General features: G+C 64.0%; 27 protein-coding genes, 1 tRNA gene and 1 riboswitch. Of the genes, 8 read left to right on the top strand and 20 right to left on the bottom strand.

Translation table 11 applies throughout. The features are described 5' to 3' along the window. Positions 1 to 67 precede the first annotated feature (67 nt). The 6 genes from grpE to IFU00_00665 form a co-directional block, all read right to left on the bottom strand. Positions 68 to 631: a nucleotide exchange factor GrpE gene (gene grpE, locus IFU00_00690; protein ID MBD8540792.1), complete on the bottom strand. Its 564-nt coding sequence runs from the start codon at positions 629 to 631 to the stop codon at positions 68 to 70. 196 nt (positions 632 to 827) lie between these two features. Next, positions 828 to 1937: a ferrochelatase gene (locus IFU00_00685; protein MBD8540791.1), complete on the bottom strand. Its 1110-nt coding sequence runs from the start codon at positions 1935 to 1937 to the stop codon at positions 828 to 830. A gap of 147 nt (positions 1938 to 2084) precedes the next feature. Further along, the gene (locus IFU00_00680) at positions 2085 to 2513 is read right to left on the bottom strand and encodes an organic hydroperoxide resistance protein (GenBank protein MBD8540790.1); all 429 of its coding nucleotides are present in this window, start codon (positions 2511 to 2513) and stop codon (positions 2085 to 2087) included. Between the two features lie 76 nt (positions 2514 to 2589). Continuing rightward, complete coding sequence (recN, locus tag IFU00_00675) at positions 2590 to 4254, bottom strand: DNA repair protein RecN (GenBank protein MBD8540789.1); 1665 nt, start codon at positions 4252 to 4254, stop codon at positions 2590 to 2592. A gap of 76 nt (positions 4255 to 4330) precedes the next feature. After that, positions 4331 to 5233, bottom strand: a complete 903-nt coding sequence (locus IFU00_00670) for an NAD kinase (protein ID MBD8540788.1) — start codon at positions 5231 to 5233, stop codon at positions 4331 to 4333. A 130-nt stretch (positions 5234 to 5363) separates the two neighbouring features. Next, positions 5364 to 6248: a DUF3667 domain-containing protein gene (locus tag IFU00_00665; GenBank protein ID MBD8540787.1), complete on the bottom strand. Its 885-nt coding sequence runs from the start codon at positions 6246 to 6248 to the stop codon at positions 5364 to 5366. Positions 6249 to 6392: 144 nt separating this feature from the next. On the opposite strand from IFU00_00665, the gene IFU00_00660 reads away from it, so the two are divergent. The 4 genes from IFU00_00660 (at position 6393) to ribB (ending at position 8649) form a co-directional block, all read left to right on the top strand. Then, positions 6393 to 6734: a hypothetical protein gene (locus IFU00_00660; GenBank protein ID MBD8540786.1), complete on the top strand. Its 342-nt coding sequence runs from the start codon at positions 6393 to 6395 to the stop codon at positions 6732 to 6734. 3 nt (positions 6735 to 6737) lie between these two features. Continuing rightward, on the top strand, positions 6738 to 7169 hold the full coding sequence (locus IFU00_00655; protein ID MBD8540785.1) for an OsmC family protein: 432 nt from the start codon (positions 6738 to 6740) through the stop codon (positions 7167 to 7169). Between the two features lie 93 nt (positions 7170 to 7262). Beyond that, positions 7263 to 7676 carry a lactoylglutathione lyase gene (gene gloA, locus IFU00_00650; protein ID MBD8540784.1) on the top strand — a complete coding sequence of 138 codons (414 nt, stop codon included), beginning with the start codon at positions 7263 to 7265 and terminating at the stop codon, positions 7674 to 7676. A gap of 69 nt (positions 7677 to 7745) precedes the next feature. Next, positions 7746 to 7898: riboswitch (FMN riboswitch) on the top strand. Between the two features lie 103 nt (positions 7899 to 8001). Continuing rightward, positions 8002 to 8649: a 3,4-dihydroxy-2-butanone-4-phosphate synthase gene (ribB, locus tag IFU00_00645; GenBank protein ID MBD8540783.1), complete on the top strand. Its 648-nt coding sequence runs from the start codon at positions 8002 to 8004 to the stop codon at positions 8647 to 8649. Between the two features lie 58 nt (positions 8650 to 8707). On the opposite strand, the gene IFU00_00640 is transcribed toward ribB, so the two are convergent. From IFU00_00640 to IFU00_00625, 4 genes are all read right to left on the bottom strand, one after another. Next, positions 8708 to 10066 (bottom strand): TolC family outer membrane protein, encoded by a 1359-nt coding sequence (locus IFU00_00640; protein ID MBD8540782.1) that lies wholly within the window; start codon positions 10064 to 10066, stop codon positions 8708 to 8710. Positions 10067 to 10105: 39 nt separating this feature from the next. After that, the gene (locus IFU00_00635) at positions 10106 to 10429 is read right to left on the bottom strand and encodes a sulfurtransferase (GenBank protein MBD8540781.1); all 324 of its coding nucleotides are present in this window, start codon (positions 10427 to 10429) and stop codon (positions 10106 to 10108) included. 10 nt (positions 10430 to 10439) lie between these two features. Further along, positions 10440 to 11093 (bottom strand): protein-L-isoaspartate O-methyltransferase, encoded by a 654-nt coding sequence (locus IFU00_00630; protein MBD8540780.1) that lies wholly within the window; start codon positions 11091 to 11093, stop codon positions 10440 to 10442. 183 nt (positions 11094 to 11276) lie between these two features. Beyond that, positions 11277 to 11927, bottom strand: coding sequence for a TetR/AcrR family transcriptional regulator (locus IFU00_00625; GenBank protein ID MBD8540779.1), 651 nt, complete (start codon positions 11925 to 11927; stop codon positions 11277 to 11279). Between the two features lie 179 nt (positions 11928 to 12106). Here IFU00_00625 and IFU00_00620 point away from each other — a divergent pair, with 179 nt between their 5' ends. Then, positions 12107 to 12391, top strand: coding sequence for a YkgJ family cysteine cluster protein (locus IFU00_00620; GenBank protein ID MBD8540778.1), 285 nt, complete (start codon positions 12107 to 12109; stop codon positions 12389 to 12391). Between the two features lie 10 nt (positions 12392 to 12401). On the opposite strand, the gene IFU00_00615 is transcribed toward IFU00_00620, so the two are convergent. Continuing rightward, the gene (locus IFU00_00615; protein MBD8540777.1) at positions 12402 to 12809 is read right to left on the bottom strand and encodes a hypothetical protein; all 408 of its coding nucleotides are present in this window, start codon (positions 12807 to 12809) and stop codon (positions 12402 to 12404) included. Positions 12810 to 12992: 183 nt separating this feature from the next. On the opposite strand from IFU00_00615, the gene IFU00_00610 reads away from it, so the two are divergent. Beyond that, positions 12993 to 13826, top strand: a complete 834-nt coding sequence (locus tag IFU00_00610) for an undecaprenyl-diphosphate phosphatase (GenBank protein MBD8540776.1) — start codon at positions 12993 to 12995, stop codon at positions 13824 to 13826. A 58-nt stretch (positions 13827 to 13884) separates the two neighbouring features. Then, entirely contained in the window at positions 13885 to 15729 is a 1845-nt protein-coding gene (gene recQ, locus IFU00_00605) for a DNA helicase RecQ (protein ID MBD8540775.1), read from the top strand. Between the two features lie 2 nt (positions 15730 to 15731). Here the strand turns inward: recQ and IFU00_00600 are convergent, their stop codons facing one another. The 3 genes from IFU00_00600 to trmB form a co-directional block, all read right to left on the bottom strand. Then, on the bottom strand, positions 15732 to 16481 hold the full coding sequence (locus IFU00_00600) for a response regulator transcription factor (protein ID MBD8540774.1): 750 nt from the start codon (positions 16479 to 16481) through the stop codon (positions 15732 to 15734). Further along, positions 16478 to 17692, bottom strand: coding sequence for a histidine kinase (locus tag IFU00_00595; GenBank protein ID MBD8540773.1), 1215 nt, complete (start codon positions 17690 to 17692; stop codon positions 16478 to 16480). Before IFU00_00595 ends, IFU00_00600 begins: the two co-directional genes overlap by 4 nt. Before the next feature lie 115 nt (positions 17693 to 17807). Further along, on the bottom strand, positions 17808 to 18488 hold the full coding sequence (gene trmB, locus IFU00_00590; GenBank protein MBD8540772.1) for a tRNA (guanosine(46)-N7)-methyltransferase TrmB: 681 nt from the start codon (positions 18486 to 18488) through the stop codon (positions 17808 to 17810). A 154-nt stretch (positions 18489 to 18642) separates the two neighbouring features. On the opposite strand from trmB, the gene IFU00_00585 reads away from it, so the two are divergent. Continuing rightward, positions 18643 to 19758, top strand: a complete 1116-nt coding sequence (locus IFU00_00585; protein ID MBD8540771.1) for a succinylglutamate desuccinylase/aspartoacylase family protein — start codon at positions 18643 to 18645, stop codon at positions 19756 to 19758. On the opposite strand, the gene IFU00_00580 is transcribed toward IFU00_00585, so the two are convergent. From IFU00_00580 to IFU00_00555, 6 genes are all read right to left on the bottom strand, one after another. Beyond that, complete coding sequence (locus tag IFU00_00580; GenBank protein ID MBD8540770.1) at positions 19730 to 20422, bottom strand: hypothetical protein; 693 nt, start codon at positions 20420 to 20422, stop codon at positions 19730 to 19732. The two genes, IFU00_00585 and IFU00_00580, sit on opposite strands and share 29 nt — an antisense overlap. Continuing rightward, positions 20419 to 21348: an aldo/keto reductase gene (locus IFU00_00575; GenBank protein ID MBD8540769.1), complete on the bottom strand. Its 930-nt coding sequence runs from the start codon at positions 21346 to 21348 to the stop codon at positions 20419 to 20421. Before IFU00_00575 ends, IFU00_00580 begins: the two co-directional genes overlap by 4 nt. Before the next feature lie 82 nt (positions 21349 to 21430). After that, positions 21431 to 21504 (bottom strand) — tRNA-Gly (locus IFU00_00570). Positions 21505 to 21765: 261 nt separating this feature from the next. After that, positions 21766 to 23133: an MFS transporter gene (locus IFU00_00565; GenBank protein ID MBD8540768.1), complete on the bottom strand. Its 1368-nt coding sequence runs from the start codon at positions 23131 to 23133 to the stop codon at positions 21766 to 21768. A 20-nt stretch (positions 23134 to 23153) separates the two neighbouring features. Continuing rightward, complete coding sequence (locus IFU00_00560; GenBank protein MBD8540767.1) at positions 23154 to 24092, bottom strand: fructokinase; 939 nt, start codon at positions 24090 to 24092, stop codon at positions 23154 to 23156. 23 nt (positions 24093 to 24115) lie between these two features. Then, complete coding sequence (locus tag IFU00_00555; GenBank protein ID MBD8540766.1) at positions 24116 to 25933, bottom strand: amylosucrase; 1818 nt, start codon at positions 25931 to 25933, stop codon at positions 24116 to 24118. Positions 25934 to 25986 lie beyond the last annotated feature (53 nt).

The following is a 25986-nucleotide window of genomic DNA, read 5'->3' as shown; positions in this document are numbered from 1 at the left end:
TTCTGATGGATTCAATATTGGGAAAAACGGCGTGCTTTCAAGAGCATTACGCGGCACGCGGCCATTCTTATTTTGGTGCTGCTGCCGTCACGATGGCCGGACGCAGCAGGCGGTCGGCAATCATGTAACCCTTTTGCAGCACGGTGACCACGGTATTGGCTTCCTGCTCCGCCGGCACCACGGCAACGGCCTGGTGCTTGTTCGGATCCAGCTTGTCGCCTACCTGCGGCAGCACCTCGACCAGGCGGTTCTTTTCGAACGCGCTGGTGAGCTGCTTGAGCGTCATCTCGACGCCTTCCTTGATCGACTCGACCGTCGGCGCTTCGACCTTCAGTGCCATCTCCAGGCTGTCGCGCACCGGCACCATGGCCTCGGCAAAGCTTTCGATGGCAAATTTATGGGCCTTGCTGACGTCTTCCTGGGCGCGGCGGCGGATGTTTTCCGCGTCGGCCTTGGCGCGCATGAAGGCATCGTGCATCTCGGCCAGCTTGGCTTCGGTGGCGCTCAGTTGTTCTTCGAGGCCCGGCGTACCCGCCTGCGCGGCGCCAGCGGTAGCACCATCATTGATGTCAGCGCCAGGCGCCTGTACATCCTGTTCGTTGCTCATCTCTTTGTTGTCTTGGTCTTGCATCGGAAAAACTCCTGGAATCAAGGACTTGGCTGATTTAAAAACGTATCCTGATTGATACACAGCGCACCAGATGGGGCGATCTCCTACAATTACAAGGGGAATTGCAGGAAAGCCATCTGAAATTCAGGCAAATGCGGCCCTGCAGCGCCAACAACCCGCTATTTTAGCAGGTTGTCAACAGGCAAGTCGGTATGGACTAGTTGGGAGCGCCGAGGCTCTTGGCGCGCGCAGCGCCACGTTCGGTATCGATGCGGCGCGCTTCGCGCTGCGCCGGCGTGAGGATCGTCGGCCAGCCGATCAGGTGCTGCTCGGCGATTTCTGCCAGGCCGCGGATCCAGGCGGGCGACGCGTTCAGGCACGGGATGTAATGGAACTCCTTGCCGCCAGCCGCTTCGAAATCGTGGCGCACTTCCATCGAGATTTCTTCCAGCGTTTCCAGGCAGTCGCTGGTAAAGCCCGGACAGATCATGTCGATGCGTTCGAGGCCATCGCGCGCCAGCTGCGCGACGGTCGGCGCCGTGTACGGCTGCAGCCACTCGGCCTTGCCGAAGCGCGACTGGAACGTGACCATGTACTCGTCCTGCGACAGGTCGAGCGCGGTAGCCAAGAGGCGCGCGGTTTTATAGCACTCGCAGTGGTACTGGTCGCCCAGCAGCAGGGTGCGCTTGGGCACGCCGTGAAAGCTCATCACCAGCTTCTGACCGCGGCCATGATTGTCCCAGTGCGCCAGCACGTTATCGCGCAGCGCGTGGATATAGCCTTCGTGGTCGTGGTAGTGCTTCACCAGGCGCAGCTCGGGAATGTTGCGCACCTTCGCGTAGTGCTGGAACACGGCATCCCAGATCGAGGCCGTGGTGGTGCCGGAATATTGCGGGTAGGCGGGCAGCACGACGATGCGGTCGACGCCCTCTTCTTTCAAGCGATCGAGCACCTCGGGCATCGATGGCGAGCCGTAGCGCATTGCCATCGCCACGCTCACGTCTTCGTGGCCGCGTTCGGTCAGCATCGCCTGCAGGCGCGTGGCCTGCAGGGCCGTGTTCACGCGCAGGGGCGAACCGTCGCGGGTCCAGATCGTGCGGTATTTCGCGGCCGACTGACCCGAGCGGAACGGCAGGATGATCAGGTGCAGGATGCACCACCAGACCAGGCGCGGCACCTCGACCACGCGCGGATCGGACAGGAACTGCTTCAGGTAGCTGCGCACCTTGCCGCGTGTGGGCTCGTCCGGCGTGCCGAGGTTGACCAGCAAGACCGCGCTGCGCGGGATGGTACCGTGGGTATAAGGCGGTTCAGGGCGAAATGACATGGGGGCGTAGTGAAGACAGGATCTGGCCATTATAAGTCTGGCATGTCCTGCCCGCAGGACCCAACAGCGGGTCAGCGCGCTTTGGGTTGCCGGTCCGTGGTGTTCGAGCCACGGACCGGCAAGGCTAGCGCGAGGTCAGAATCAGAATCAGGTGCTCACGTGCAGGCGCACGTCGATGTTGTTGCGGGTGGCGTTCGAGTACGGGCACACGATGTGGGCCTTGTCGACCAGCTCCTGCAACTGGGCCTGGTCCATGCCCGGCCCCTTGATCGTCAGGTCGACTTCGATGCCGAAGCCGGTCGGGATCTGGCCGATGCCGACGTCGCCGGTAATGGTCAGGTCGGCCGGCAGCGTGACCTTGGCCTGGCCCGCGACAAATTTCAGCGCGCCCAGGAAGCAGGCCGAGTAACCGGCAGCAAACAGCTGCTCGGGATTGGTGCCCGCGCCGCCACCGCCGCCCAGTTCCTTCGGCGTGGACAGCGTCACGTCCAGGGCGCCGTCCGAACTTTTCGACGTGCCTTCACGGCCGCCTTGCGACGTGGCTTGTGCGCGATACAGGACTTTTTCGATGCTCATGCGAGTTCCTTCCGGAGTGGTTGATGGGGATGTTTACTGTGCCACAAAAACACCCGGGGCCCGCGCATGCAAGCCATCACGACGCCAGCAATTCCCTTGCATGCTTGCGCGTCGTCTCCGTGATCTCGATGCCGCCCAGCATGCGCGCCACTTCCTCGACCCGCGCGCGCTTGTCGAGCACGTCGATGCGCGAGACCGTGCGGCCGGCGTCGGTCGTGCCCTTGGCCACCTGGAAGTGCTGGTTTGCCTGGCTGGCCACCTGCGGCAAGTGCGTCACGCACAGCACCTGGCGTTGCTGGCCCAGGCGCTTGAGCAGGCGTCCCACCACCTCGGCCACGCCGCCGCCGATACCGGTGTCGACTTCGTCAAAAATCAGCGTCGGCACCGTCGTTGCATTCGACGTGATGACCGAGATCGCCAGCGAGATGCGCGCCAGCTCGCCGCCCGACGCGACCTTGGCCAGCGCGCGCGGCACGACGCCCGCGTGACCGGCCACCAGAAATTCAATGTGCTCCAGGCCATGCGCGCCTGGCTCGCCGCGGTTCAGGCCGATGGCGAAGCTGCCGCCGCTCATGCTCAGCTCCTGCATTGCCGCTGTCACCTGCGTGCCCAGCTCGTGCGCCGCGGCCGCGCGGCGCACCGACAGGCGCCCGGCCACGTCCATGTACGCCGCCTCGGCTTTTTCTTCCTGCTTGCGCAGGCCGTCAATGTCGGTGGCGTCGGCCAGCTGGCGCAGCTTGGTGGCCAGCAGCGCGTGTTCGTCCGGCAGTTCTTCGGGCGTGACGCGGTACTTGCGCGCCGCCGTGTGCAGCGCTTCCATGCGGGCGTCGACTTCGCGCAGACGCGCCGGGTCGAGCTCGACCTTGTCGATATACGTGTTGAGTTCGGACACGGCTTCTTGCAGCTGGATGCGCGCCGGCTCCATGCAGTCGAGCACTGATTGCAGCTGCGTATCGACGTCGACCAGCTTGCCCAGCTTGGCGTTCAGCGTCGACAGTTGCGACAGGATCGGATGGTCGGATTCCGAGATGGCCGCCAGCGCTTCCTGCGCGCCTTCGAGCAGCGTCGCGGCATGCGACAGGCGGCTGTGCTCGTTGCCGATGTCGAGCCACTCGCCGGCCTTCGGGGCCAGCTTGTCGAGTTCGGCCACTTGCCACTCGAGACGCTCGCGCTCGATCAGCACGTTCTTGGCATCGGCTTCGTATTCTTCGCGCTGGCGTACCAGCGCGCGCCAGGTGCGCCAGGCTTGCGAGACTTCTTGCGCTTCGATGCGCGCGGCGGGATCGCGCACGCCGATCTGGTTATCGAGCAGCGCGCGCTGGGCGTCGGGCTTGAGCAGGCTCTGGTGCGCGTGCTGGCCGTGGATGTCGACCAGCAGGTCGCCCAGCTCGCGCAGTTGCGCCGCCGTGGCCGCGACACCGTTGATATAACCCTTGGAGCGGCCGGCGTTATCGATCACGCGGCGTAGCAGCGCCCCACCCTCGTCGGCGCTGAAGTCGTGTTCGGCCAGCCAGACACGCGCCACTTCGGTCGGTGCAAAATCAGCGGTGATGTCGGCTTTGGCGGCGCCTTCGCGCACCATGCTGGCGTCGCCGCGGCCGCCCAGCGCCAGCTGCAGCGCATCGATCAGGATCGACTTGCCGGCGCCGGTTTCGCCGGTGAACACCGAGAAGCCGTTCGAGAATTCCAGTTCGATGGCGTCGACGATGACGAAGTCGCGGATGGTAAGTGTGCGCAGCATGAAAAATCGGGTCTCCGGCGGTTAGGGCGATTCTTTGACGACTCTGTAGCAAATGCGGGCGGCTGCGATGGCTAGCTTACTTGAGCCTGCCGTCGTTGGTGGGGTACTCGTTCCAGTGCAGTTTCTGGCGCAGCGTGTGGTAATAGCTCCAGTCGAGTGGATGCAGGAACGTGATCGTGTGCGGCGAGCGCGAAATCACGATCTGGTCGCCCAGCTGCAGGCTCGTGAAGGTCTGCATGTCGAAATTCACGCTGATGTCGCGCCCGCTGACCAGTTCAACCACGATCTCACTCGTGTCGGGCACCACGATCGGCCGGTTCGACAGCGCGTGCGGCGCGATCGGCACCAGCACCGTGCCGCCCAGGCTCGGATGCAGCAATGGCCCGCCGGCCGACAGCGCATATGCCGTCGAGCCGGTGGGCGTGGAGACGATCAGGCCATCCGAGCGCTGGTTGTACATGAATTGACCGTCGACGCTCAGTTTGAGTTCGACCATGCCGGCGCCCGTGCCGCGTGCCACGACCACGTCGTTGACGGCCACGCTGGAAAAGATCAGCACGCCATCGCGCATGACGCGCGCCTCGAGCAGCGTGCGCTCTTCGCGCCGCGCGCGGCCTTCCAGGATGTTGCTCAGTTGGGGCAGCATGTCGTCCAGCGCGATGTCGGTGATGAAGCCCAGGCGCCCCAGGTTGATGCCGATGAGGGCGATATCGTATTCGGCCAGCTGGCGTGCGATGCCGAGCATGGTGCCGTCGCCGCCGAGGACGATGCCGATCTGCGCTTGCACGCCGATCTCGGCCACGGTCATCGATTCGAGATTGTCGAGCGCGAGATTGGCGGCGGTATCGGCCTCGAACACGACGCGGTAGCCGGCCCCGGCCAGAAAATCGCGGATGCGGCTGACCGGCTCTTCGACGCCTGGCGTGTTATGCCGCACCACGAGCGCGATGATCTGTTGCGGTTGGGGTGATGCGGGCATAGCGATCTCGGCAGTAGTAGGTTAACAACACGCTGGAGATTAACCGATAATTCCTGCGGCTGCCATAGCAGCGCTCGGCAAACACTGTACAGATGCACAGTATACCGGTCGCCGCCCCGGTCCCGCAAGTTCAGGCCACCAGTGCCGCTCCCATGGCAACCACGACCGCCAGGACCAGGCTCAGCACATGAAGCAGGCTCAGCACGATCCAGCGCAGGCCGGTGGCCAGGCGCGCCCCGCCATACACCCTGTGCATCGCCAGCGGCAGATACAGCAGCAGCCACAGCGCCAGCGGCAGCTCCAGGAAATCCAGCATCGGCGGCAGCGTCAGCAGCACGCTGAACATCAGAAAGGCAAACGCATTGGTGTGCAGCGCGAACAGGAAATGCTCGCCATAGCGCCGCCCCGTGCGCACATACAGAATGCGCAGGTAGAAGGCGAACACCGGCATCAGCGCGAATACCGCATACGGCGTATAGCTGAAGAACGCCCCCTTGAGCGCTACTTCCTGATCGCGCCGCGGCAGGTCGAGGAAGTGCTGGACTTTCTGGCCCAGGGTGGCGTTGAAGGATCCGGCGCCAGTCACGAGGGGCGCGACGGCGCGGTTGAATTCCGTGGCAGGCTCAGGGGCTTTCCTGTCCCCGGACACGACGACGGCCGACGGCGGTATCTCTTCGCCGAGATTGATCACTTCCATCCCGCTGAACTTGAACAGCGCAAAAAAGATGATGCTGAACGTCAGATACAGGCGCAGCGGCTGCAGGTAGCGCGCGCGCCGGCCTTCAATATATTCGCAGGTGAGAAAGCCCGGCTTGAAGATCAGCCCGCCAAGCGATTTCCACAGCGCGCCTTCCAGCGCCACGTAGTGCGCAATGAATTCGTGCAGGAACTCGCGCGCGCTCGGCACGTGCAGGTGCGTGGCCTGGCCGCACTGATGGCAATAGTTTCCATCAGTGGCGGCGCAGCAGTTCTTGCAGACTGAGGTGGCGTGCTGCGGCAGGGTGTCAGGCGTCACGGTGCATATTCCGTCAAGACGTTCAAAATCCTATCTTAGCCAAGTAATTGCAAAAAAGCATCATATTTACAAAGTTCAATTGAGCGACCGTTTTGGGCGTGGGCAGTTAGGATGAGGATGACGAAAATACAAAAGGAGATCGCGATGGCGACCAACGCAAAAGACCGCGCCGTGAATACGGACGAACCGATGGGCAACGATGGCGTCAAACGCCAGCCGCACGAACGCGATGAAACGCCGGATGGCCAGGATACCGAGCCACGCGGCATCATGAAGCAGGCAGCAAGCGACCTCGAACAAGGCCTGATCGATACCGAAGCACGCGGCACGCCGGGCATTTCCGAGGCGGTCAACGCCGCACCCGGCGCGAGTGGCCAGGCCACCCCGCTGCCGGACCGCCATCGCGACATGCGCGACCACGAGGCCGAACCGGCACCCGAGGCAAGCGAAGACGACGATACTGACAACACCAACGAAAGGAAATAAAACATGACAATCAAACGCGACGGCAGCGCAGTATGGAGTGGTGGCATCAAGGATGGCAAGGGCCAGGTGTCGACCGGTAGCGGCGCACTGAAGGACCAGCCATATGGCTTCAACACCCGCTTTGAAGATGCACCAGGCACCAACCCCGAAGAACTGATCGGTGCGGCGCACGCGGGCTGCTTCACGATGGCACTGTCGGGCCAGCTCGGCCAGGCCGGCCTGACCGCCGACGAACTGCGCACCAAGGCCACCGTGTCGATGGAAAAAGTCGAAGGCGGCTTCTCGATCACGGCAATTCACCTGGAACTGCGCGCGAAGATCCCGGGCGCGAGCCAGGAAGCCTTCGACAAGGCAGCGACCACGGCAAAGGAAAACTGCCCGGTGTCGAAGCTGCTGAACGCCACCATCACGCTCGACGCCAAGCTCGAGAGCTGATAGCGGGACTGGATGCGCATCGGGCCCTGTCCGGCAAGGAAACCGTCAAAGGCATAAAATGACGGTCTTTCCGAACCACATAAGGCACACACGATGCGCATCCTGCATACCATGTTGAGGGTCGGCGACCTGCAACGCTCCATCGACTTCTACACCACCGTGCTGGGCATGAAACTGCTGCGCACGAGCGAGAACGCCGAGTACAAATACAGCCTGGCCTTCCTCGGCTACGGCAGCAATCCCGATCACGCCGAACTCGAGCTGACCTATAACTGGGGCACCGACAGCTACGACATGGGCACGGCCTACGGCCACATCGCCATCTCCACCGCTGACATCTACGCCACGTGCGATCAGGTGCGTGCGGCCGGCGGCAACATCTCGCGCGAGCCAGGCCCGGTCAAGGGCGGCAGCACCGTCATCGCGTTCATTACCGATCCGGATGGCTACAAGGTCGAGCTGATCGAACGCGCCGACAACGCCAGCGGTGGCGGCCTGAGCAAGTAAGCCTGCCGCCTGCAGCGATCGCGCGGCGCTGCTACAATCGCCGCGCCTGCATCCTGCAGGCACACAACATTACGTCTTCGGGGCGGGGTGCAATTCCCCACCGGCGGTATGACCGGCAACGGTCGAGCCCGCGAGCGCCTGCCCGGCATCATGCCGGGCAGGGTCAGCAGATCTGGTGCGATGCCAGAGCCGACGGTATAGTCCGGATGAAAGAAGATGTGCGCGTTCACGCGCCCGGCCTGCCCTGCCTTGCGTGGGGCAGACGGGCGCGCGGCTGCGCTTTGCCCTGATGCGTTTTTCGCCCACTTTGCGAGGAGCGTTTCACATGCTGGTTTCTACCCATACCCTTTTCAGCCACGACCTGGAAGGCCGCATCGCCGCGGCGCTGGACGCCATGCGCGCCGGCATTCCGGTCATCCTGCTCGACGATTTCGATCGCGAGAACGAGGCCGACCTGATCGTCGCCGCCGAACACATCACCAGTGACACCATGGCCCTGATGATCCGCGAATGCAGCGGCATCGTCTGCCTGTGCCTGCCTGACGACAAGGTGCGCGCACTTGAACTGCCGCCGATGGCGCCGGACAACGGCAGCCGCTTCGGCACGCCGTTCACGGTGTCGATCGAGGCGCGTCATGGCGTGACTACCGGTGTCTCGGCCGCCGACCGCGTGACCACGATCCGGGCCGCCATCGCGCATGACGCCCGGCCGGACGACGTCGTGCGCCCGGGCCATGTATTCCCGCTGCGCGCCACGCCAGGCGGCGTGCTGGCCCGCGCCGGGCACACCGAAGGTTCGGTCGATCTGGCCCGGCTGGCCGGTCTGCAGCCGGCAGCCGTGCTGTGCGAATTGATGAACCCCGATGGCACGATGATGCGCGGCGAGCAGATCGAGCAGTTCGCCGCGGAACGCGACTTTCCGATCCTGACGATTGCTGAACTGATTCAGTGGCGCAAGGCGCGGGCGCTGTAAAACAAAAAACCCGGTCGCCACTTGCATGGTCGACCGGGCTTGCGTGATGCAGCAGAAATTACTCTACCAGCAAACTGTTCACTGGCGTCAGGTCGGTCTCGCGCAGCGAACCTGCCGCCGCTTTCAGGCGCAAGCCATTGACGATCACGTCATAGCGCGCACGCGACAGGTCGGTGCGGGTCTGGTACAGCTGGCGCTGCGCATTGAGCACGTCGATATTGATTCGCACGCCCACCTGGTAACCGAGCTTGTTCGATTCGAGCGCCGACTGGCTCGACACTTCCGCCGCTTCCAGTGCTTTCACTTGCGCCAGGCCGCTGTTCACGCCCAGGAACGACTGGCGCGCCTGCAGCGCTGCATTGCGGCGCGTTGCTTCGAGCTCGTTGCGGGCGCGGTCTTCCAGTGCGATCGATTCGCGCACGCGGCTGGTGACGGCATAGCCGCTGAAGATCGGCACGCTCCATTGCAGGCCGATCGCATTGTTCTTGGTGTCGCCCGAATTGCCCGTGCGGCCGTTGACGTCGCGGCGCGTCGAGCTGGCCACGAGGTCGAGCGTCGGCATGTGGCCGGCGCGGTTGCGCGAGATGTCGCGCGTGGCGATTTCCACTTGGAGCTGGCTGACCGTCACGCCATAGTTCTGGTTCTCGGCCGACGACACCCATGGATCAACCGTGGCCGGCTGCGGCACGGCCAGCGTCGTGCCGGGCTTCAGGGCCGCCAGGTTGCCCGGCGCAGTGCCGATGATGGCTTGCAGCGCATTGCGCTTGTTGTCCAGGTCGTTGACGGCGGCGAATTCCTGCGCCAGCACCAGGTCGTACGCGGCTTGCGCCTCGTGCGTGTCGGTGATGGTCTGGGTGCCGACTTCAAAATTGCGCTTGGCCGATGCCAATTGCTCCGTGGTTGCTTCCTTCTGGGCGCGGGTTGATTCCAGCTTGTCCTGTGCTGCCAGCACGTCGAAGTAGGCTTGCGCCACGCGCGTGATCAGGTCTTGCTGGGCCTGGGCAAACTGGGCTTCGCCAATGGCTTGCTGCAGCTTGCTCTGCTGGTACGTTTCCCAGCGATCCCAGCGATACAGCGGCTGCTGCAACGCCAGCGTGTATTCGTTGGTGCGCAGATTCGAGCCACTGCTGCCGACGATGCCCGGCTGGCCGTTCGGCAAGGTGCCGAGCTGACCCACATTCCATGGGTCGAAGTCACTGTCGTTCTTGCTCAGTGCACCGCTGATGCCAACGGTCGGGAGTAGCCCTGCACGCCCCTGGATGATGCGCTCGCGGCTCGCCGACAGCGAAGCACGCGCACTCGCGTACGTCGCGTCATTGGCCAGTGCTTGCTGATACACCTGGATCAGGTCGGCAGCACCGGCGTTGAGCGAGAAGCACGCGCTCGCAAGCAGCACGGCGATAAGGGGTTTCTGCATTGCTATCTCCACAGGGGTCATCAAGTTTTTGGAATCAGGTCAATACGTCGGCATCGACGGATCGACTTGCACAGCCCAGGCGTGTATCCCGCCCGTCAAGTTGGTTACATTGTCAAAACCATTGCGCTCAAGGAAGGCAGCAACCTGCATGCTGCGCGCCCCGTGGTGGCAAATGCAGACGACCTCGCGGTCGTCGTCGATCTCGGTCACGCGCACCGGAATCAGGTTCATCGGAATCTGGGTCGAGCCGGCGATGCGGCACGTCTCGAATTCCCAGTTTTCGCGCACGTCGAGCAGCAGCGGCTGCTCGCGCGCCGGATCGGCCAGCAAGGCGGCCAGTTCGGGAGCAGTAATCTGTTGCATCACAGCGTCCTCAGAACGTGAAACCGGACGGCTTCGTTGCGCCCGTCAGCGGCTTGGCGACGGTTTCGAACACGGTGACCGCCTCATGCGCGGTGGCCGAGGTGCGGGTGATCCGCTGGCACGTCATGGCCGGCGCAGTGCCGACGATCGCGATCATGCGGCCACCGATTTTCAGTTGCTTGATCAGCGACTCCGGCAGCAGCGGCAGTGCGCCCGACACGACGATCACGTCGTAATCGGTGCCGGTCGCCCAGCCCTGCGCGCCATTGCCCACTTCGACCGCCACATTGGTGATGCCGGCAGCGTCGAGGTTCTGCTTGGCCTGGGCGGCGGTTTCCGGCAGGATTTCAACGCTCGTCACGTGACGCGCCTTGCTTGCCAGCAGCGCTGCCAGGTAGCCCGAACCGGTGCCGATCTGCAGCACGTTGTCGCCCTGCTTGACGCCAGCCTCTTGCGCCATGCGCGCTTCGACCTTCGGATTGAGCATGGCTTCACCGCCCGGCAGCGGGATTTCGGTATCGGCAAATGCCAGGTTCTGGTAGGCCTGTGGCACGAATTGTTCACGCTTGACCACGTGCAGCAGGTCGAGGATGTCCTGGTCCAGCACATTCCAAGGACGGATCTGCTGTTCGATCATATTGAAGCGGGCTTGTTCGATATTCATTTCAGTTCTCGGTGGAAAAATAAACAATCCGATATTCTAATCCGTGAACGGTGCTGGAACCTACCTGAATAGGTATCTCGAGGCACATCTTATCGACGCACGCCTTCCCCAGAGGAAAATTGCGACAGTCTGCAGTTTGGAGGGGATGAACGCCAGAAAACCGTCCCTGGCGTGAACGGGCGTTCAGCGGGCCGGTTGGCCAGCCGGCACGAGGCCATTGAGGGTGATGTCGAGGAAGGCGTCGAGGAAGGCTTCGGGATGCAGGTCGCAGCGCTCGCACGGGGCGATGGTGTGTTTCCAGGTGGACAGCATCAGCATCGGCGCGATCAAAACCTGGGTGGTCTGGGGAATATCGATCGCGCGAAACTCGCCGCGCTGCACGCCGCGCTCGAGCATGCTGGAGATCATGCGCATGCCGCGGCTCATGACTTCTGTCTGGTAAAAGCGCGCCAGTTCAGGGAAATTATCGGCTTCAGCAAAGATCAGCTTGCTAATGCCGGACGCCTTGGTCGCACCCACCCGATGCCACCACGACAGGATCACGCTGCGCAGCAGGTCGGCGCTATGGCCTTCAAATTCAGCGACCGAGATTTCGGCCTGCCCCAGCATCGGCACGATACTCTGGCGTACGACGGCCTTGAACAGATCTTCCTTGTTGGTGTAATACAGATACAAGGTGCCCTTGGAGACACCGGCGCGCTTGGCCACGTCTTCCAGGCGGGTGGAGGCAAAGCCGCGCTCGACGAACAGCTCGACGGCAGCCGAGAGCAGCTCTTGCGGCCGCGCTTCCTTGCGACGTTCCCAACGTGGCTTGCTGTCTGTTTGGCAGTCCATTTTCCCACTCAGAAATTATCTAAGGAACAACCAATATAGACCCGTCATGTTGCTGCCGTCAAGCGACCGCTGCGTAACTAAAAATATATTATATTTAGCCACAATAAGTAGTCAATGCATCATCTGATGCTGGCGTCGCGGTCCGTTGTATACTCGCGGTCTGCTACTTTTCAAACGCCATGCTGTCCACTCCCGCCCCCTTCCAGTGCCGGCCGCAATGCGGCGCCTGCTGCACCGCCCCGTCGATCACCAGTCCGATCCCCGGCATGCCCAATGGCAAGCCGGCAGGCGTACGTTGCGTGCAATTGGGAGAGGACGAGCGCTGCCGCATCTTCGGGCAACCCGAGCGGCCGGCCTTTTGCGGCGGGCTGCAACCGTCACACGAGATGTGTGGCGATACCCGCGCGCAGGCGATGATCTGGTTGAGTGAACTGGAACGGCTGACGGCGCCGGAGTCCGTGTAAACGCGGTGACTTAGACCGCTGGCTTGCCGCGGGCCTGTTGCACGCGCTGGAACAACCCGCCGAGCGTCAGGCCGTCGTGCCAGATGTCGCTCAGCAAGACACCATAGCGTTCGCGCACTGCGCGTGCCAGCGGTTCGATGTCGGTGGCGTCGGGCATCCAGCGCGTTGGCCTGGCGGCGCGCACGACATTGAGTACCGGGTCGTCAGGGCGCAAATGCAACCGGTCGCAAGCGCCAAAGGCGCAGGCCGAGCCACACACGGCGAGGAAATCGCGGATGTCCTTGCGGGATGCGGAAGGGAAAGAACTACGCCACGCCCGGCCCTGGAAAGGCCGGTAACGCAGGGCGTTGGGCAACTGCCAATCATGAAATGCTACCCAGGCCAGCGCAGCAAGAATGAGGACAAGAAAAAGACTCATGGCTTTGAGTGTAGCACGCGTTTTTACGCATGACACATCTTTACAGCGAGATTAAAACAGCCCCGATGCCATCCGCGGCAGCTCGTACGGTTCAGTTAGCCCAACGGCAGCCCCCGCGCTCATGGTAAGCTTTGCCCCCTCGCATGTACCTCCCACAGTTCACTTCCACAGCACAAAAACACCATGGATATCGTTCTAGCCATTAAGGCAATCATCATGGGCCTGGTCGAGGGTTTCACTGAATTCCTTCCGATTTCGTCGACCGGCCACCTGATCCTGATGGGCAGCTTGCTCGATTTCACGGGTACCAAGGCAACTGTTTTCAAGATTGTCATCCAGGCCGGCGCCATGCTGGCCGTGGTCTGGGAATACCGTGCGCGCATCGCGAAGGTGTTCGCCGGACTGGGTGCCGATCCCGTCCAGCAGCGCTTTGCGCGCAATGTCGTGATTGCATTCTTCCCTGCCGCGATTGCTGGCGTGCTGTTCAGCGCGGCCATTACCGAAGTGCTGTTCCACCCGATTCCCGTGGCCGTTGCTCTGGTGCTCGGCGGTATCGTCATCCTGTGGGTCGAACACCGCAACCGCCAGAATCCGAAGGCCGCGCGGGTCGAGACGGTCGACGACATGAGCATGCTCGATGCGCTCAAGGTCGGCTTCGCGCAAGCCTTCGCGCTGATCCCCGGCACCAGCCGTTCGGGTTCGACGATCATTGGCGGCATGCTGTTCGGCCTGTCGCGCAAGGCGGCCACCGAATTCTCGTTCTTCCTGGCCATGCCGACGATGCTGGGCGCCACGGTCTACTCGATCGCCAAGGAGCGCGACCTGCTGTCGATGGCCGATGTGCCGCTGTTTAGCCTGGGCTTTTTCTCAGCGTTTATTTCCGCATTCCTGTGCGTGCGCTGGCTCCTGCGCTACATCAGTACGCACGACTTCACGATCTTCGCCTGGTACCGTATCGTATTCGGTATCCTGATTCTCGTGACCGCCCAATTCGATCTGCTTACCTGGGCGGACTAAACTTGCAGCATCAGCCGGTCCAACACACAGCTTGAACACTCTGTCCGACATTGAACGTATGAATTCAGACACCGGCGCCGACACGGGCGCCGACCTCAGCGCACGTGCGCTTCACGTGCTCGAGACCGTCTTCGGCTACCCCGCCTTCCGCGGCCAGCAGGGCGAAATCGTCGAGCACGTGGCCAGTGGCGGCGACGCGCTGGTCCTGATGCCCACCGGCGGCGGCAAGTCGCTGTGCTATCAGATTCCCGCGCTGCTGCGCGACGGCGTCGGCGTGGTCATCTCGCCGCTCATCGCGCTGATGCAGGATCAGGTCGATGCGCTCGAAGAAGTCGGCGTGCGCGCCGCGTTCCTCAATTCGACCCAGACGTTCGAAGAAGCGATGCGCATCGAGCGCCTCGTGCGCACCGGCGAAATCGACCTGGTCTACGTGGCGCCCGAGCGCCTGATGACGCAGCGCTGCCTCGAGCTGTTCGATGCATCCAAAATCTCGCTGTTCGCGATCGACGAAGCGCACTGCGTATCGCAATGGGGCCACGACTTCCGCCCCGAGTACATCCGCCTGTCGATCTTGCACGAGCGCTTCCCGAACGTGCCGCGCATCGCGCTCACGGCGACGGCCGACCAGCAAACCCGCGCCGAAATCGCGCTGCGCCTGCAACTGGGTGAAGCGCGCCAGTTCGTCTCGTCGTTCGACCGCCCGAACATCCGCTACTCGATCGTCGAGAAAGCCAACGGCCGCAAGCAGCTGCTCGACTTCATCGCCGGCGAGCATTCAGGCGACTCGGGCATCGTCTACTGCCTGTCGCGCAAGAAGGTCGAAGAAACCGCCGACTTCCTCAACGAAAACGGCATCCGCGCCATGGCCTACCACGCCGGCATGGAATACGCGGTGCGTGCCAAGAACCAGGCGCGCTTCCTGCGCGAAGAAAACATCGTCATGGTCGCCACCATCGCCTTCGGCATGGGCATCGACAAACCCGATGTACGCTTCGTGTGCCACCTCGATCTGCCAAAAAGCATCGAAGGCTATTATCAGGAGACCGGCCGCGCCGGCCGTGACGGCGGCCCCGCCAGCGCCTGGATGGCCTACGGCCTGCAAGACGTGGTGCTGCAGCGCCGGATGATCGACGAGTCCGAGGCCGACGAAACGTTCAAGCGCGTGCTGTCGATGAAGCTCGACGCCATGCTGGGCCTGTGCGAAACCCTGTCGTGCCGGCGCATGCGCCTGCTCGACTACTTCGGCGAACGCTCCGGCCCGTGCGGCAACTGCGACACCTGCCTGATCCCGCCGGTGAGCTTCGACGGCTCGGTGCCGGTGCAAAAACTGCTGTCCACCATCTACCGGGTCGACCAGCGCTTTGCTGGAGGCCACGTGATCGACGTGCTGCGCGGCGCGACCACCGAGCGCATCACCCAGTGGCACCACGACAAGCTCACCGTGTATGGCGTGGGCGCCGACCGTAGCGAACAGGAGTGGCGCGCCATCCTGCGTCAGGCCATTGCGCTGGGCCTCGTCACGGTCGACCACGACGCCTTCAGTTCGCTCAAGCTCACCGACGCCGCGCGCCCGGTGCTCAAGGGCGAGCAGACGGTGCAGCTGCGTCAGTACCAGAAACCGGTCAAGGCCAAGCGCCCTTCCACGTCACGCTCGACGTTCGAGGAAGTGGAGCTGTCGCGCTCCGAGCAAGGCATCTTCGAGCGCCTGCGCTCGTGGCGCATGGGCACCGCGCGCGAGCACGGCGTGCCGGCCTACGTCGTGTTCCAGGATGCGACGCTGCGCGAGATCGCCAAGGTCAAGCCAACGTCAATCGACCAGCTGCGTGGCGTGACCGGCGTGGGCGAGAAAAAGCTCGTGTCGTATGGCGACGCGATCGTCGCCATCATCAACGAGATGCTGTAACGCTATTCGCGAAACAGATGCGTGAAACTGCGGCTGACGGGCAGCACTTCGCTGCTGCCGCGCAGCAGCACCTGCATGCGCTCGGCGTCGATGCGCTCGGCGGCGCGGATCGCCGTCACCTTCACGACCGTGCCGCGATGGATCTGCCAGAAACGGTCGGCATCGAGTCCGCCCAATAAATCCTTCAGCGGGATGCGCACCAGCGCCTCCGACCCTTCCAGCACCACGCGCGTGTACTTGGTATCGGCCTGGAAGAACAGCACCTCCTCGACGTCGATCAGGCGGATCTGCTTGCCCACGCTGGCTTTCAGCCATTTCAATTTTTCGCGTGCTGGCGCGGGCGACGCCGCCTTGACCTGCCGGACGACTGCGCTCACATCCATCGGCTGGCTGTCGAGTTTTTCGCGCAGCCGCGCCAGCGCTTTATCCAGGCGCCCCGGCTGGATGGGCTTGAGCAGATAATCGACCGCGCCCGCGTCGAACGCATCGACGGCGTACTGGTCATAGGCGGTGACGAACACCACGTGCGCCTGACGGCCGATACGCTCGGCCACTTCCAGGCCCGACAGGCCGGGCATGCGGATATCCAGAAATACCACGCGCGGCGCGTGCTCCAGATAGGCGTCCCAGGCATCGAGGCCATTGTCGACCGCCGCGATCACCTGCGCGTCGGGCCAGGCCAGCGCCAGCATGCCGAGCAGGCGCTCGCGCATCAGCGGTTCGTCTTCGGCGACCAGAATCGTGACTGTCATTGCGCGTCCTTGCGGGGGATGAAGAGTTCGGCCAGCAGGCCCGGTTCGGCTTCGCTCAGCACCAGGCTGGCGCTCTCGCCATAGGCCAGGCGCAGACGACTGCGCACATTCTCCAGGCCCGTGCCGTTGCCGGGCGTGTCGCTCATGCCCACGCCGCTGTCGTGCACCGCGATGCGGATCCGGTCGGCGTCTTCGTGGGCGGTGACGGTGATGGCGCCGCCGCGCAGCGACGGCTCGATGCCGTGCTTGATCGCGTTCTCGGCCAGGGTCAGTACCAGCATGCTGGGGACCTGGGTGGCGGCCAGGCTGGTAGGGAGGTCGATCCGGAACCGCAGGCGCTCGCCCATCCGGATCTGCATCACGGCCAGGTACGATTCGACCAGACCGAATTCGGTGGCAAGGCTCACCTGCTCGCAGCGCATGTCGCTCATGCTGGCGCGCAGGAAATCGATCAGGTGCGCCGTGAGTTCGGCGGCGCGCGGCGCTTTCTCTTGTGCCAGTTGCTGCACGGCGCCGAGGGTATTGAACAGGAAGTGCGGTTCGATCTGGGCGCGCAACAGGCGCAGCTGGGTTTCGCTCAGTTCGCGGGCCAGGCGCGCCTGTTCGGCATCGCGCTGGAGTTGGGCATTCGCAGTTTCGTAGTGCCGGTTGCGCAGTACAGCGAGCACGATCGACGGTGCTGCGATCAGCACCGTTGCGGCACCCGTCACCAGCATCAACGTGCGTGGCAGATCATCGATCAGTTCCTGCCATGGCTTGCCACGGCTTACCGTAACGATGAGGGTCCCGAACAGGCCACCGATCGCTCCGAGGCCAACCATTGAGGCCAGCGCCCTGAGCTTGGCGCGCGCGATCTTCCGGTAGTTGAACCAGACCCCCGCGAATGATGCCGACAGTGCCAGCCCGATCGTATTGGCCGCAACAACCGTCTTCCACCATGGGGCGGCAGGCATGAAGGCCAGATGGAGCAGCAATCCGAGCACGGACAGCACGAGGCACAGCGAGGCTAGTGCCAGCCATACCCGGGGTCCACGCCAATAGACGGAAAACCGGTACAACTCCTGGCGCTCGCGGAGCGGCAGCGCTGCCAGCTTGCAGGCGACATAGCGGCGGTAACCAAAGGGCGCCTGGCGCGCCAGCGCCGGGTCCTGCAGCACTGCCAGTTGTTCCTGCTCCCACTGCCGGTACCACTTCGCGATCCCTGCCCACATGGTGTCCTCCGTTCTCGTCAATGTATAGCAACGAGATCAGTCTAGGAAACTACTGCGCCTGCGCACAGCAACGGGCGACGAACGACGAGAAGACAGGCACGAGCGACGATGTGGCTTATTTGCGGGTGAAGACCAGATCCCAGACGCCGTGACCGAGCTTGATGCCGCGGTTCTCGAACTTGGTCAGCGGACGGTAAGCCGGCTGCGGCGCGTAGCCGTCGGCGGTATTGGTCAGTTCGGGCTCGGCGCTCAAGACTTCCAGCATCTGCACCGCGTAGTCTTCCCAGTCGGTTGCCAGGTGCAGGTAGCCGCCAGGGGCCAGCTTCTGGCACAGCAGCTTGACGAATGCCGGCTGGATCAGGCGGCGCTTGTTGTGGCGCGCCTTGTGCCATGGGTCGGGGAAGAACACGTGCACGCCGTCGAGCGAGCCATCGGCGATCATGTGATTCAGCACCTCGAACACGTCGTGCTGGATCAGGCGCAGGTTGGCGATGTCCTGCTCGCCGATCTGCTTGAGCAGGCTGCCGACGCCAGGCGTGTGTACTTCGACGCCGATGAAGTCCTTCTCGGGCATCAGCTTGGCGATATGTGCAGTGGTGTCGCCCATGCCGAAGCCGATTTCCAGGATCACCGGCGCGGTGCGGCCGAAGGCCTGCGCGACGTCGAGCGGTTCTTTCTTGTACCCGATCAGGAACTTGGGGCCCAGTTCATCGAAGGCCCGCGCCTGCGCGGTCGACAGCCGGCCCGCACGCGTGACAAAACTGCGGATGCGGTGTTCGGTGGGATCGTACAGCATGGACCGCGCCGGGCCATTGTTGGGCTTATCAAGAGACATGGGATGTGGGGACGAAGAAAGTGAAGAGGAAAATGCGGCTGTCATTATAGCCGACGCGCTGCGCCGTCCGGATCGGCCATAATCGCGTCTTCACCCAGCTTGCCGGAGTCTGTCCATGCATTCCACGAAACACCCGATCGCCACCGACGAGCATATCGCCGCCGTCAACCTGACCTCGTTCCATTACGGCGCGCCGGGCAGCGGCAAGAAGGTCTATATCCAGGCCTCGCTGCACGCGGACGAAGTGCCGGCCATGCTGGTCGCGCACGTGCTGCGCCAGGAACTCGAGCGGCTGGATGCCGAAGGCCGCATCAAGGGCGAGGTGATCCTGGTGCCGGTGGCCAATCCGATCGGGCTGGCGCAGGTGATTCACGGCGCGCCGTTCGGGCGCTACGACCTGGCGACCGGCACCAACTTCAATCGCGCCTACCGCCACGTGGCGCAGGATGTGATGGCGGCAGTCGATGGCCAGCTCGGGCAGGACGCCGCCGCCAACGTCGCGCTGATCCGCGAGCATGCACGGCGCTCGGTGGCCAGCTGGGAGCCTGGCAATGCAACCTCCGCGCTCAAGAAGACGCTGCTCACGATGGCGATCGACGCCGACATCATGCTCGACCTGCACTGCGACACCGAGGCGGTGCTGCACATGTACGCGGGCACGCCGCTGGTCGAGGCAGTGCTGCCGCTGGCCGCGCTGATGGAAGCGCGCGTGCTGCTGGTGGCGACCGAATCGGGCGGCGAGCCGTTCGACGAAGCGTGCGGCCGCCTGTGGTGGGACCTCGCGCGTCACTATCCGGATGCTGCGATTCCGCCGGCCTGCGTGGCCGTCACCGTCGAACTGCGAGGCGAGAACGACGTCAGTTACGACTACGCGCGCAAGGATGCCGACGCGCTGCTGCGCTATCTGGCACACCAGGGCGTGCTGGACATCCCGGTTGGCAACATGCCCGCCTACGCCTGCGCGCCGACACCGCTCGACGCCGTCGAACCGCTGACCGCGCCGCATGCGGGCGTGCTCGTGCTGCGCAAGACGCTGGGGGACCGGGTCGAGGCGGGCGAGCCGATTGCGGACATCGTCAATCCGGTCAGCGGGCAGGTCACGCCGGTGGCGGCGAGCCGGCCGGGGTTGCTGTTTGCCTGCACGGCGCACCGGCATCTGCTGCGCGGGATGCACGTCTGTAAAGTGGCCGGGACGGACTCGTTCAGGATCGGAGATTTGCTGTCGAGTTAAGGTCGTGCGGTGTTTTGCTGCGCATGACTCGGGCAAGTACGGCTGTCAATGCGAGCGCCGGTAGCAGCCATGCATGGTTGATCTTCAACTCCATCAGTGTCGCGCCGCTGACCAGGCACCAGCTCACCGGGATCAGCCAGAAGATTGCAGGGGCACGCCATGCGAGCAGCACGCCCAGGGTGGCGGCGACCGTGGGATCGGGGACGATGCCGAAGACTTCTGCCTGGCGCCATGTGCCGTTGTCACGAGCTAGTGCCAGCAAGGGATAGGCGCAGATGGCCAGGCCAGAAAGACCGAGTGTTAGAGGTTGCGGTGCTGGCGCTGCGTTAGCTACGTTAGCTGGCCTGTACGCGAGCCAGCACAGTAACAGCGCCTGCACGGCAAACGCCGCAGCAAAATACGGCGCTGCGGTGTTGATCTCGGCATAGCGCTCCAGATGATACGCCCAGGCGACCCAGCCCCAGGCGGCGGCCAGCACCAGCGCCGCTGATCGTTGAAGGTGCTGGCGTGGCCGCACGATGGCGCCGATCACGATGACGCCCACCACCAGCGCCAGCAGATGCGCAGGCCAGATGGCGGTGTTGTAGCTCTCGATAAGCCGGTAGTAGCTGCGGCTTGAAAACATCAAAAAATCGGACAGCGAATACGTCCACCACTCGCTCATGCCAGCCTTTCGACATCCTGCGCGATGCGCTTGCGCAGCGCCTCGTCCGGCATGCGACCGGTGCCGGCCAGCAGATTTTCGCGCACATGCGCGACGCTGGACGTGGCCGGAATCGCGCACGTGACGGCCGGATGCGAAACAATAAACTTGAGCAGCGCCTGCGCCCACGTCGTGCAGCCGATATCGGCCGCCCACCCCGGCAACGGCTTGCCGGCCAGCGCCTGCGTCAGGTCGCCCTGGCGAAATGGCCGGTTGACGATCACGCCGATCCTGCGCTCGCGCGCCAGCGGCAGGATGCGCTGCTCGACGTCGCGATCGAGCGCGTTGTACGAGATCTGCACGAAGTCGATCGGCTGCGACGCCATGATTTTCTCGATCTCGGCGTGGCGGCGGCCTTCGGACGTGGTGATGCCAACGTAGCGCAGCCGCCCGTCCCGCTTCATCGCCAGCAGGATTGGCAAATGCTCTTCCCACGACAGCAGGTTATGCACCTGCAGCAGATCGAAGCGCGGCACGCGCCACAACTTGCGCGACGCCTCGACCTGCGCCACGCCACGCGCGCCGCCGCTGACCCAGACCTTGTCGGCTGCAAACAGCCGCGCGGGTTTGAGAGTTTGCACGGCCTCGCCGATCACATCCTGGGCCGAGCCGTACATGGGTGAGGAGTCGACCAGCCTGCCGCCACCGGCGAAGAACTGGCGCATTACGTCGACCGATTCGCGGCGGCCTTGCGGGTCGCGGCCGACATTGAAGGTGATCCAGCTGCCAAGGCCAATGACGGGGAGTTGTTCACCGGTCGAGGCGATCGGGCGGGTGAGCAAGGACACGGGTGGGGTTGCTGCGCGAACCGATGACAGGGCCAGACCGCCCATAGCGGCCATCAGCGATTCCAGCAGACGTCGGCGTGAAGGAGAAATCGGAGACATATGACGCGCTCCTTGCTTTGAAGGGGAAATGCAAGGATACGTCGTCTGAGCAGAACATGGCGCGGCGCGGTGCTGCGGCGCCTGGAGCGGGTGAAGGGAATCGAACCCTCGTCGTAAGCTTGGGAAGCTTCTGCTCTACCATTGAGCTACACCCGCGTCAGCCGCATTCTACGCGGGTTCCAGCGTGTTTGACAAATTTCCACTGCGGCAGCTGTGATGGAAAATGGAATGGCCGCTTCGTCCGAGGTGTGATGGCTGACCAAAAACTCCCCATATTCGCCACTGTCCAAGGACGTCTCCCGAATACTCTACCGAGCGTAGTAAGCCACCAGTCCGCTGCCGCGCGGCGCCGCGACTCCTGAAGCCCCGGCCCCGGCTTGCTCGACCGCTTGGGCCGGGATGCCCAGGATGCCTGAATCAGTGACCGCTCGGACGCAGCGGCAACGACGCGTCGGCGGTATCCATGCTGGCCGCCTGGCCGGTGTCGGCGTGCCTGATCCTGACGAAGCAAACTGCGGCAGCGGCGCACAGCATCAGCGCCCCCGCGAGCCGGATCACGTTCTCGGGCCGTCCTCCCAGCCAGGCGTGGTAGTACAGCGGCAGCGTGAAGATCTGAATGATCATTGGAATCACGATGAACATATTGAAGATCCCCATATACACGCCTGTGCGCCGCGGCGGAATGCAGCCGGCCAGCATGATGTAGGGGTTGCCCATGATGCTGGCCCAAGCCAGCCCGATTCCGATCATCGCCACGAATAACAGGCCTGGCGCCTGGATCATCGGGATATACAGCATGCTGGCGCCCGCCAGCGCCAGGCAGACGCTGTGCACGGCCTTTGGCCCGAAGCGGCGCGTGAACGGCACCAGTGCAAAGGCGGCGATGAAGGCGACGAAATTATAGAATGCCCCGATCTGGCCGTTGAGCAGGCCGGCGTCGCGAAACTCCGCGCTGGCCGGGTTGGAGGTTCCGAAGACGGTGCTTGCCAGCGACAGCATGATGTATTGCCAGTAGCAGAACATCGCGTACCACTGGAACAATTTGACCAAAGCCAGCTGCTTCATGGTCGGCGGCATCTCGCGGATGGCCAGCACGATATCCGCAGTGATTGCCTTCACTCCCGGACGCGTTGCGCGCAGCCTGGCCAGTTCGTCTGCGTCGAGCGGTATCTCCTTGGTGGTCTTCAAGGTCCACAACACGCTGGAAATCGAAAACACAGCACCGATCATGAAGGCCGCGATCACGATATGCGGGATGTTACTGGAATTGGTAGCGTCCTTGTTCATGCCTAACAGCACCAGCAATGTCGGCGTCAGGTAAGCCAGCGTCTGGCCCAGCCCGGTGAATGCGCTCTGGGTCAGGAAGCCGAGCGAGTGCTGCTTCGGCGCCAGCTTGTCGCTGACGAAGGCCCGGTAGGGCTCCATCGTCACGTTATTGGCGGCATCGAGAATCCACAGCAGGCTGGCCGCCATCCACAGGGTCGGGCTGAACGGCATCGCCAGCAGCCCCAAGCTGCACAGGATCGCGCCGATCAGGAAGTAAGGGGTCCTGCGGCCCCAGCGGGTGACGGTACGGTCGCTCATCGCGCCGATGATCGGTTGCACGACCAGGCCGGTCACCGGACCTGCCAGCCACAGCAAGGGCAGCGTTGCCTCGTCCGCGCCCAGGTATTTGTAGATCGGGCTCATGCTGCTTTGCTGCAGCCCGAAGCTGAACTGGATGCCGAAGAAGCCAACGTTCATGTTGACGATCTGCCAGAACGACAAGTGCGGTTTATGCGTCATCGCGGTTTCCCTCTGTAGGTTCAGTCAGCGAGCCAGCGAGTATGCCACTGCTCGTAAAACGCAATGTCGGCGGGTACTGCGCCGGCAAGCGCACAAATGGCCGCAGCAAAATCGTTGGCGCGCTGCAGCGTTGTCGCCAGCGGCCAGGCAAGCGTCGATCCCAGCAGGAAGATCGCCGAAAAGGCGTCGCCCGCCCCCACCGTGTCCACCAGCGCGCCCGTATCCGCCTGCGGGCTGGCGCCGTGCCGGATCCCATCGGGGCCGAAATAGACCACGCCGCGCGGTCCCAGTGTCACGATCAGGCCGCGCACTCCGAACACCTGCATCAGCCGCGAGCAGGCAAGCTGCACTTCGGAGGCGGCCATGTCCGTCGTCGGCGGCTGCGTGTCGGTGTACCAACGAAACAGTTCGCTCAGCTCCTGTTCATTGACCTTGACGACGTCGGCCTCGTGCAGCGACTCGAACACGCAGCGTTCGGTCACCTGCCCTTCGCGCAGATTCAGGTCCAGGAAGCGCATCGCCGGCGTGGCCGCCAGCAGCGCCCTGAGCGCCCCGCGCGAGGTGGCTTCGCGCTGTGCCAGCGTGCCGAAACAGATCACGCCTGGCGTGCAGCGCGCCATCGCGGCCAGCGCCGCGTCCACATCGATCAGGTCGTAGGCCTGCCGCGGCAGGATCTCGAAACGGTGATTGCCGGCGCTGCGCTCGACGATCACGCGCCCGGTCGGCGCCTGCGGATCGATCTGCAGCCCGTCGATACGCATGCCGAAGCGCTCGAATTCGGCTGCCACCATGGCGCCGTTGTTGTCGCTGCCAATCCGCGTGATCATCAGGGACGCGATACCAAACGCGGCGAGGTGGCGCGCCACGTTGAACGGCGCTCCCCCGACTACTTGCTCGGTAAGGAAATCATCGACCAGCGCTTCGCCAAAGACCGCGATGCCAGTGCTCTCGGTTTGCATGTCGTGCTCCTTCAAAAGTCGTGCTAGCGCTCGAGCCACAGCATGGCCCAGGGACCGAGCACCACGCGGCCGCCATCGACCGCCCACTGGCCGGCGCCAATTGCCGCCAGGTCAAGTTCGATGCTGCGGGCTGAAAAATTCGACAGGTTCAGGAAACGCTCGCCGCGGGCCAGAGCCAGCACCGCCGGATCGACCGCGTGCAACAGGGTGCGCGGCTGTCCGGCAGCCAGGTCGGGCTGGCTTTGGCGGCGCGCGGCCAGCGTGCGCAAGGCGCCGAACACAGCGCCGGCAGCGCCGTTCGCGTCATGGCGCTGCGCCAGGCGTGCCGGGTCCAGCGCCGCCCGCTGCACCCAGCGCGTGTCATGCGCGCGCCCTGGATCGGCCAGGTAGCCATGCTCGTTCAGCGTGCCCAGCTCGTCGCCCATATAGAGCAAGGGCAGGCCGCCGAATGAGAACGCCAGGCCGTGCAGCAGCACCAGCCGGCGCAGGCAGTCGGCCGCCTGCTCGGGGGTAGAGGCCGTCTCAAAACCGGCCAGCGACGCGGCAGTGCCATTGGTCGCCCGACCCGACTGGAACGCCACCCCGCGCGCGAAGCTGCCATGGCGGCCATGGAAGAAATCGGCGATGCCGTCCAGGCGCTCCTGCGAGCGTGCTTCCTCGGCGAGGATCTTCCAGCCGATATCATCGTGGCAGCGGATATAGGTGACCCAGCTTGCTGCCGGCGGCAAGGGCGGCGTGTTGGCGATGACCTCGCGCAGCAGCGAGGTGTCTTGTTCGGCCAGCGCAGCCCAGCCGGCCGCCATCAGCGTGCTGTGGTAGGCCAGATGGCATTCGGCGGTGTCGGCGCTGCCCAGGTAGGCCGGCAGGTCGCGGGTGGGAACGATCGCCTCGGCCTTGAGCAGCACGCCGGGCGCGACGATGCTGACCAGCGCGCGCAGCGCCTGCAGGATGGCGTGCGCCTCCGGCAGGTTCATGCAGCTGCTTCCCTCACGCTTCCACAGGAAAGCGGTGGAGTCGAGCCGGAATGCTTCCACGCCGCGGTTGGCCAGGCGCAGCAGCGCTGCCGCCACCTCGGCGAACACCGCGCGATTGGCGTAGTTCAAGTCCCACTGGAATGGGTAGAAAGTGGTCCATACCCAGCCGTCCAGCGCCTCGACATAGGTGAAATTCCCAGGCGCGGCCTGGGGAAACACTTGTCCCAGGGTCGGCTCGTAGCGGTCTGGCATGCTGCGGTCAGGAAAAACGTGGAAGAATTCGCGCAGCCGGGCATCGCCTTGGACGGCACCGACGGCCCACGGATGGTCGTCCGCCACGTGGTTCAGTACCAGGTCGGCGCACAGGCTGATGCCGGCCTCGCGCAGCGCCGTGCATAGCGCGTCGAGATCCTCGTTGGTGCCCAGCGCAGCGTCGACGTCATCGAAACTGGCCAGGGCGAACCCGCCGTCGTTCTCGCCGGCGCGCGGGCGCAGGAAAGGCAGCAGGTGCAGGTAGCTGACGCCGGCTTCCTGCAGGTGGCCGATGCGCTCGGCCACGCCCTTGAAGCTGCTTCCGAACTGCGCCACGTAGGCGCTGTACCCGAGCATATGCTCGCTGGCGAACCAGTCCGGCTGCGCGGCGCGCTGCGCGTCGATCGCCAGCAGGGACGCCGGACGCGCACCAAGGAGCTGGCCGGCCAAGGCGAGCAGGTCCTCATACCATGCATCGAAACCGGCACTCCCCCCGTAAAGCTGCGCCAGGCGCCGGTACAAGGTGGCGCCGTGTTCGGCGTAGCGGCTGCGCGCGTCGGCGTGCAAGTGCGAGGGAAGAACGGCGAGTAGCCGGTCTGGTGCGGGAATCTGCATCGTATTGTTCAGAAAGTGGGGTGGACCGGCGCACGCGCACGCGCGCCGGACAG

It is taken from the genome of Oxalobacteraceae sp. CFBP 8761 (assembly GCA_014841595.1).
Lineage (GTDB): Bacteria > Pseudomonadota > Gammaproteobacteria > Burkholderiales > Burkholderiaceae_D > Telluria.
The sequence above is the reverse complement of the archived record's forward strand: the minus strand, read 5'-3'. Positions and strand labels throughout refer to the sequence as shown.

Bases quoted from the DNA above. Each gene is read 5' to 3' on its own strand.
- IFU00_00585 (MBD8540771.1), top strand. From the start codon at position 18,643: ATGCATTCCACGAAACACCCGATCGCCACCGACGAGCATATCGCCGCC.
- IFU00_00580 (MBD8540770.1), bottom strand. From the start codon at position 20,422: ATGAGCGAGTGGTGGACGTATTCGCTGTCCGATTTTTTGATGTTTTCA.
- IFU00_00615 (MBD8540777.1), bottom strand. From the start codon at position 12,809: ATGAGTCTTTTTCTTGTCCTCATTCTTGCTGCGCTGGCCTGGGTAGCA.
- IFU00_00620 (MBD8540778.1), top strand. From the start codon at position 12,107: ATGCTGTCCACTCCCGCCCCCTTCCAGTGCCGGCCGCAATGCGGCGCC.
- IFU00_00670 (MBD8540788.1), bottom strand. From the start codon at position 5,233: ATGCCCGCATCACCCCAACCGCAACAGATCATCGCGCTCGTGGTGCGG.
- ribB (MBD8540783.1), top strand. From the start codon at position 8,002: ATGCTGGTTTCTACCCATACCCTTTTCAGCCACGACCTGGAAGGCCGC.
- IFU00_00640 (MBD8540782.1), bottom strand. From the start codon at position 10,066: ATGCAGAAACCCCTTATCGCCGTGCTGCTTGCGAGCGCGTGCTTCTCG.
- IFU00_00660 (MBD8540786.1), top strand. From the start codon at position 6,393: ATGGCGACCAACGCAAAAGACCGCGCCGTGAATACGGACGAACCGATG.
- IFU00_00595 (MBD8540773.1), bottom strand. From the start codon at position 17,692: ATGTGGGCAGGGATCGCGAAGTGGTACCGGCAGTGGGAGCAGGAACAA.
- IFU00_00625 (MBD8540779.1), bottom strand. From the start codon at position 11,927: ATGGACTGCCAAACAGACAGCAAGCCACGTTGGGAACGTCGCAAGGAA.
- IFU00_00655 (MBD8540785.1), top strand. From the start codon at position 6,738: ATGACAATCAAACGCGACGGCAGCGCAGTATGGAGTGGTGGCATCAAG.
- IFU00_00565 (MBD8540768.1), bottom strand. From the start codon at position 23,133: ATGACGCATAAACCGCACTTGTCGTTCTGGCAGATCGTCAACATGAAC.
- IFU00_00560 (MBD8540767.1), bottom strand. From the start codon at position 24,092: ATGCAAACCGAGAGCACTGGCATCGCGGTCTTTGGCGAAGCGCTGGTC.
- recQ (MBD8540775.1), top strand. From the start codon at position 13,885: ATGAATTCAGACACCGGCGCCGACACGGGCGCCGACCTCAGCGCACGT.
- IFU00_00685 (MBD8540791.1), bottom strand. From the start codon at position 1,937: ATGTCATTTCGCCCTGAACCGCCTTATACCCACGGTACCATCCCGCGC.
- gloA (MBD8540784.1), top strand. From the start codon at position 7,263: ATGCGCATCCTGCATACCATGTTGAGGGTCGGCGACCTGCAACGCTCC.
- IFU00_00575 (MBD8540769.1), bottom strand. From the start codon at position 21,348: ATGTCTCCGATTTCTCCTTCACGCCGACGTCTGCTGGAATCGCTGATG.
- recN (MBD8540789.1), bottom strand. From the start codon at position 4,254: ATGCTGCGCACACTTACCATCCGCGACTTCGTCATCGTCGACGCCATC.
- IFU00_00610 (MBD8540776.1), top strand. From the start codon at position 12,993: ATGGATATCGTTCTAGCCATTAAGGCAATCATCATGGGCCTGGTCGAG.
- IFU00_00630 (MBD8540780.1), bottom strand. From the start codon at position 11,093: ATGAATATCGAACAAGCCCGCTTCAATATGATCGAACAGCAGATCCGT.
- IFU00_00680 (MBD8540790.1), bottom strand. From the start codon at position 2,513: ATGAGCATCGAAAAAGTCCTGTATCGCGCACAAGCCACGTCGCAAGGC.
- IFU00_00635 (MBD8540781.1), bottom strand. From the start codon at position 10,429: ATGCAACAGATTACTGCTCCCGAACTGGCCGCCTTGCTGGCCGATCCG.
- trmB (MBD8540772.1), bottom strand. From the start codon at position 18,488: ATGCTGTACGATCCCACCGAACACCGCATCCGCAGTTTTGTCACGCGT.
- grpE (MBD8540792.1), bottom strand. From the start codon at position 631: ATGCAAGACCAAGACAACAAAGAGATGAGCAACGAACAGGATGTACAG.
- IFU00_00600 (MBD8540774.1), bottom strand. From the start codon at position 16,481: ATGACAGTCACGATTCTGGTCGCCGAAGACGAACCGCTGATGCGCGAG.
- IFU00_00555 (MBD8540766.1), bottom strand. From the start codon at position 25,933: ATGCAGATTCCCGCACCAGACCGGCTACTCGCCGTTCTTCCCTCGCAC.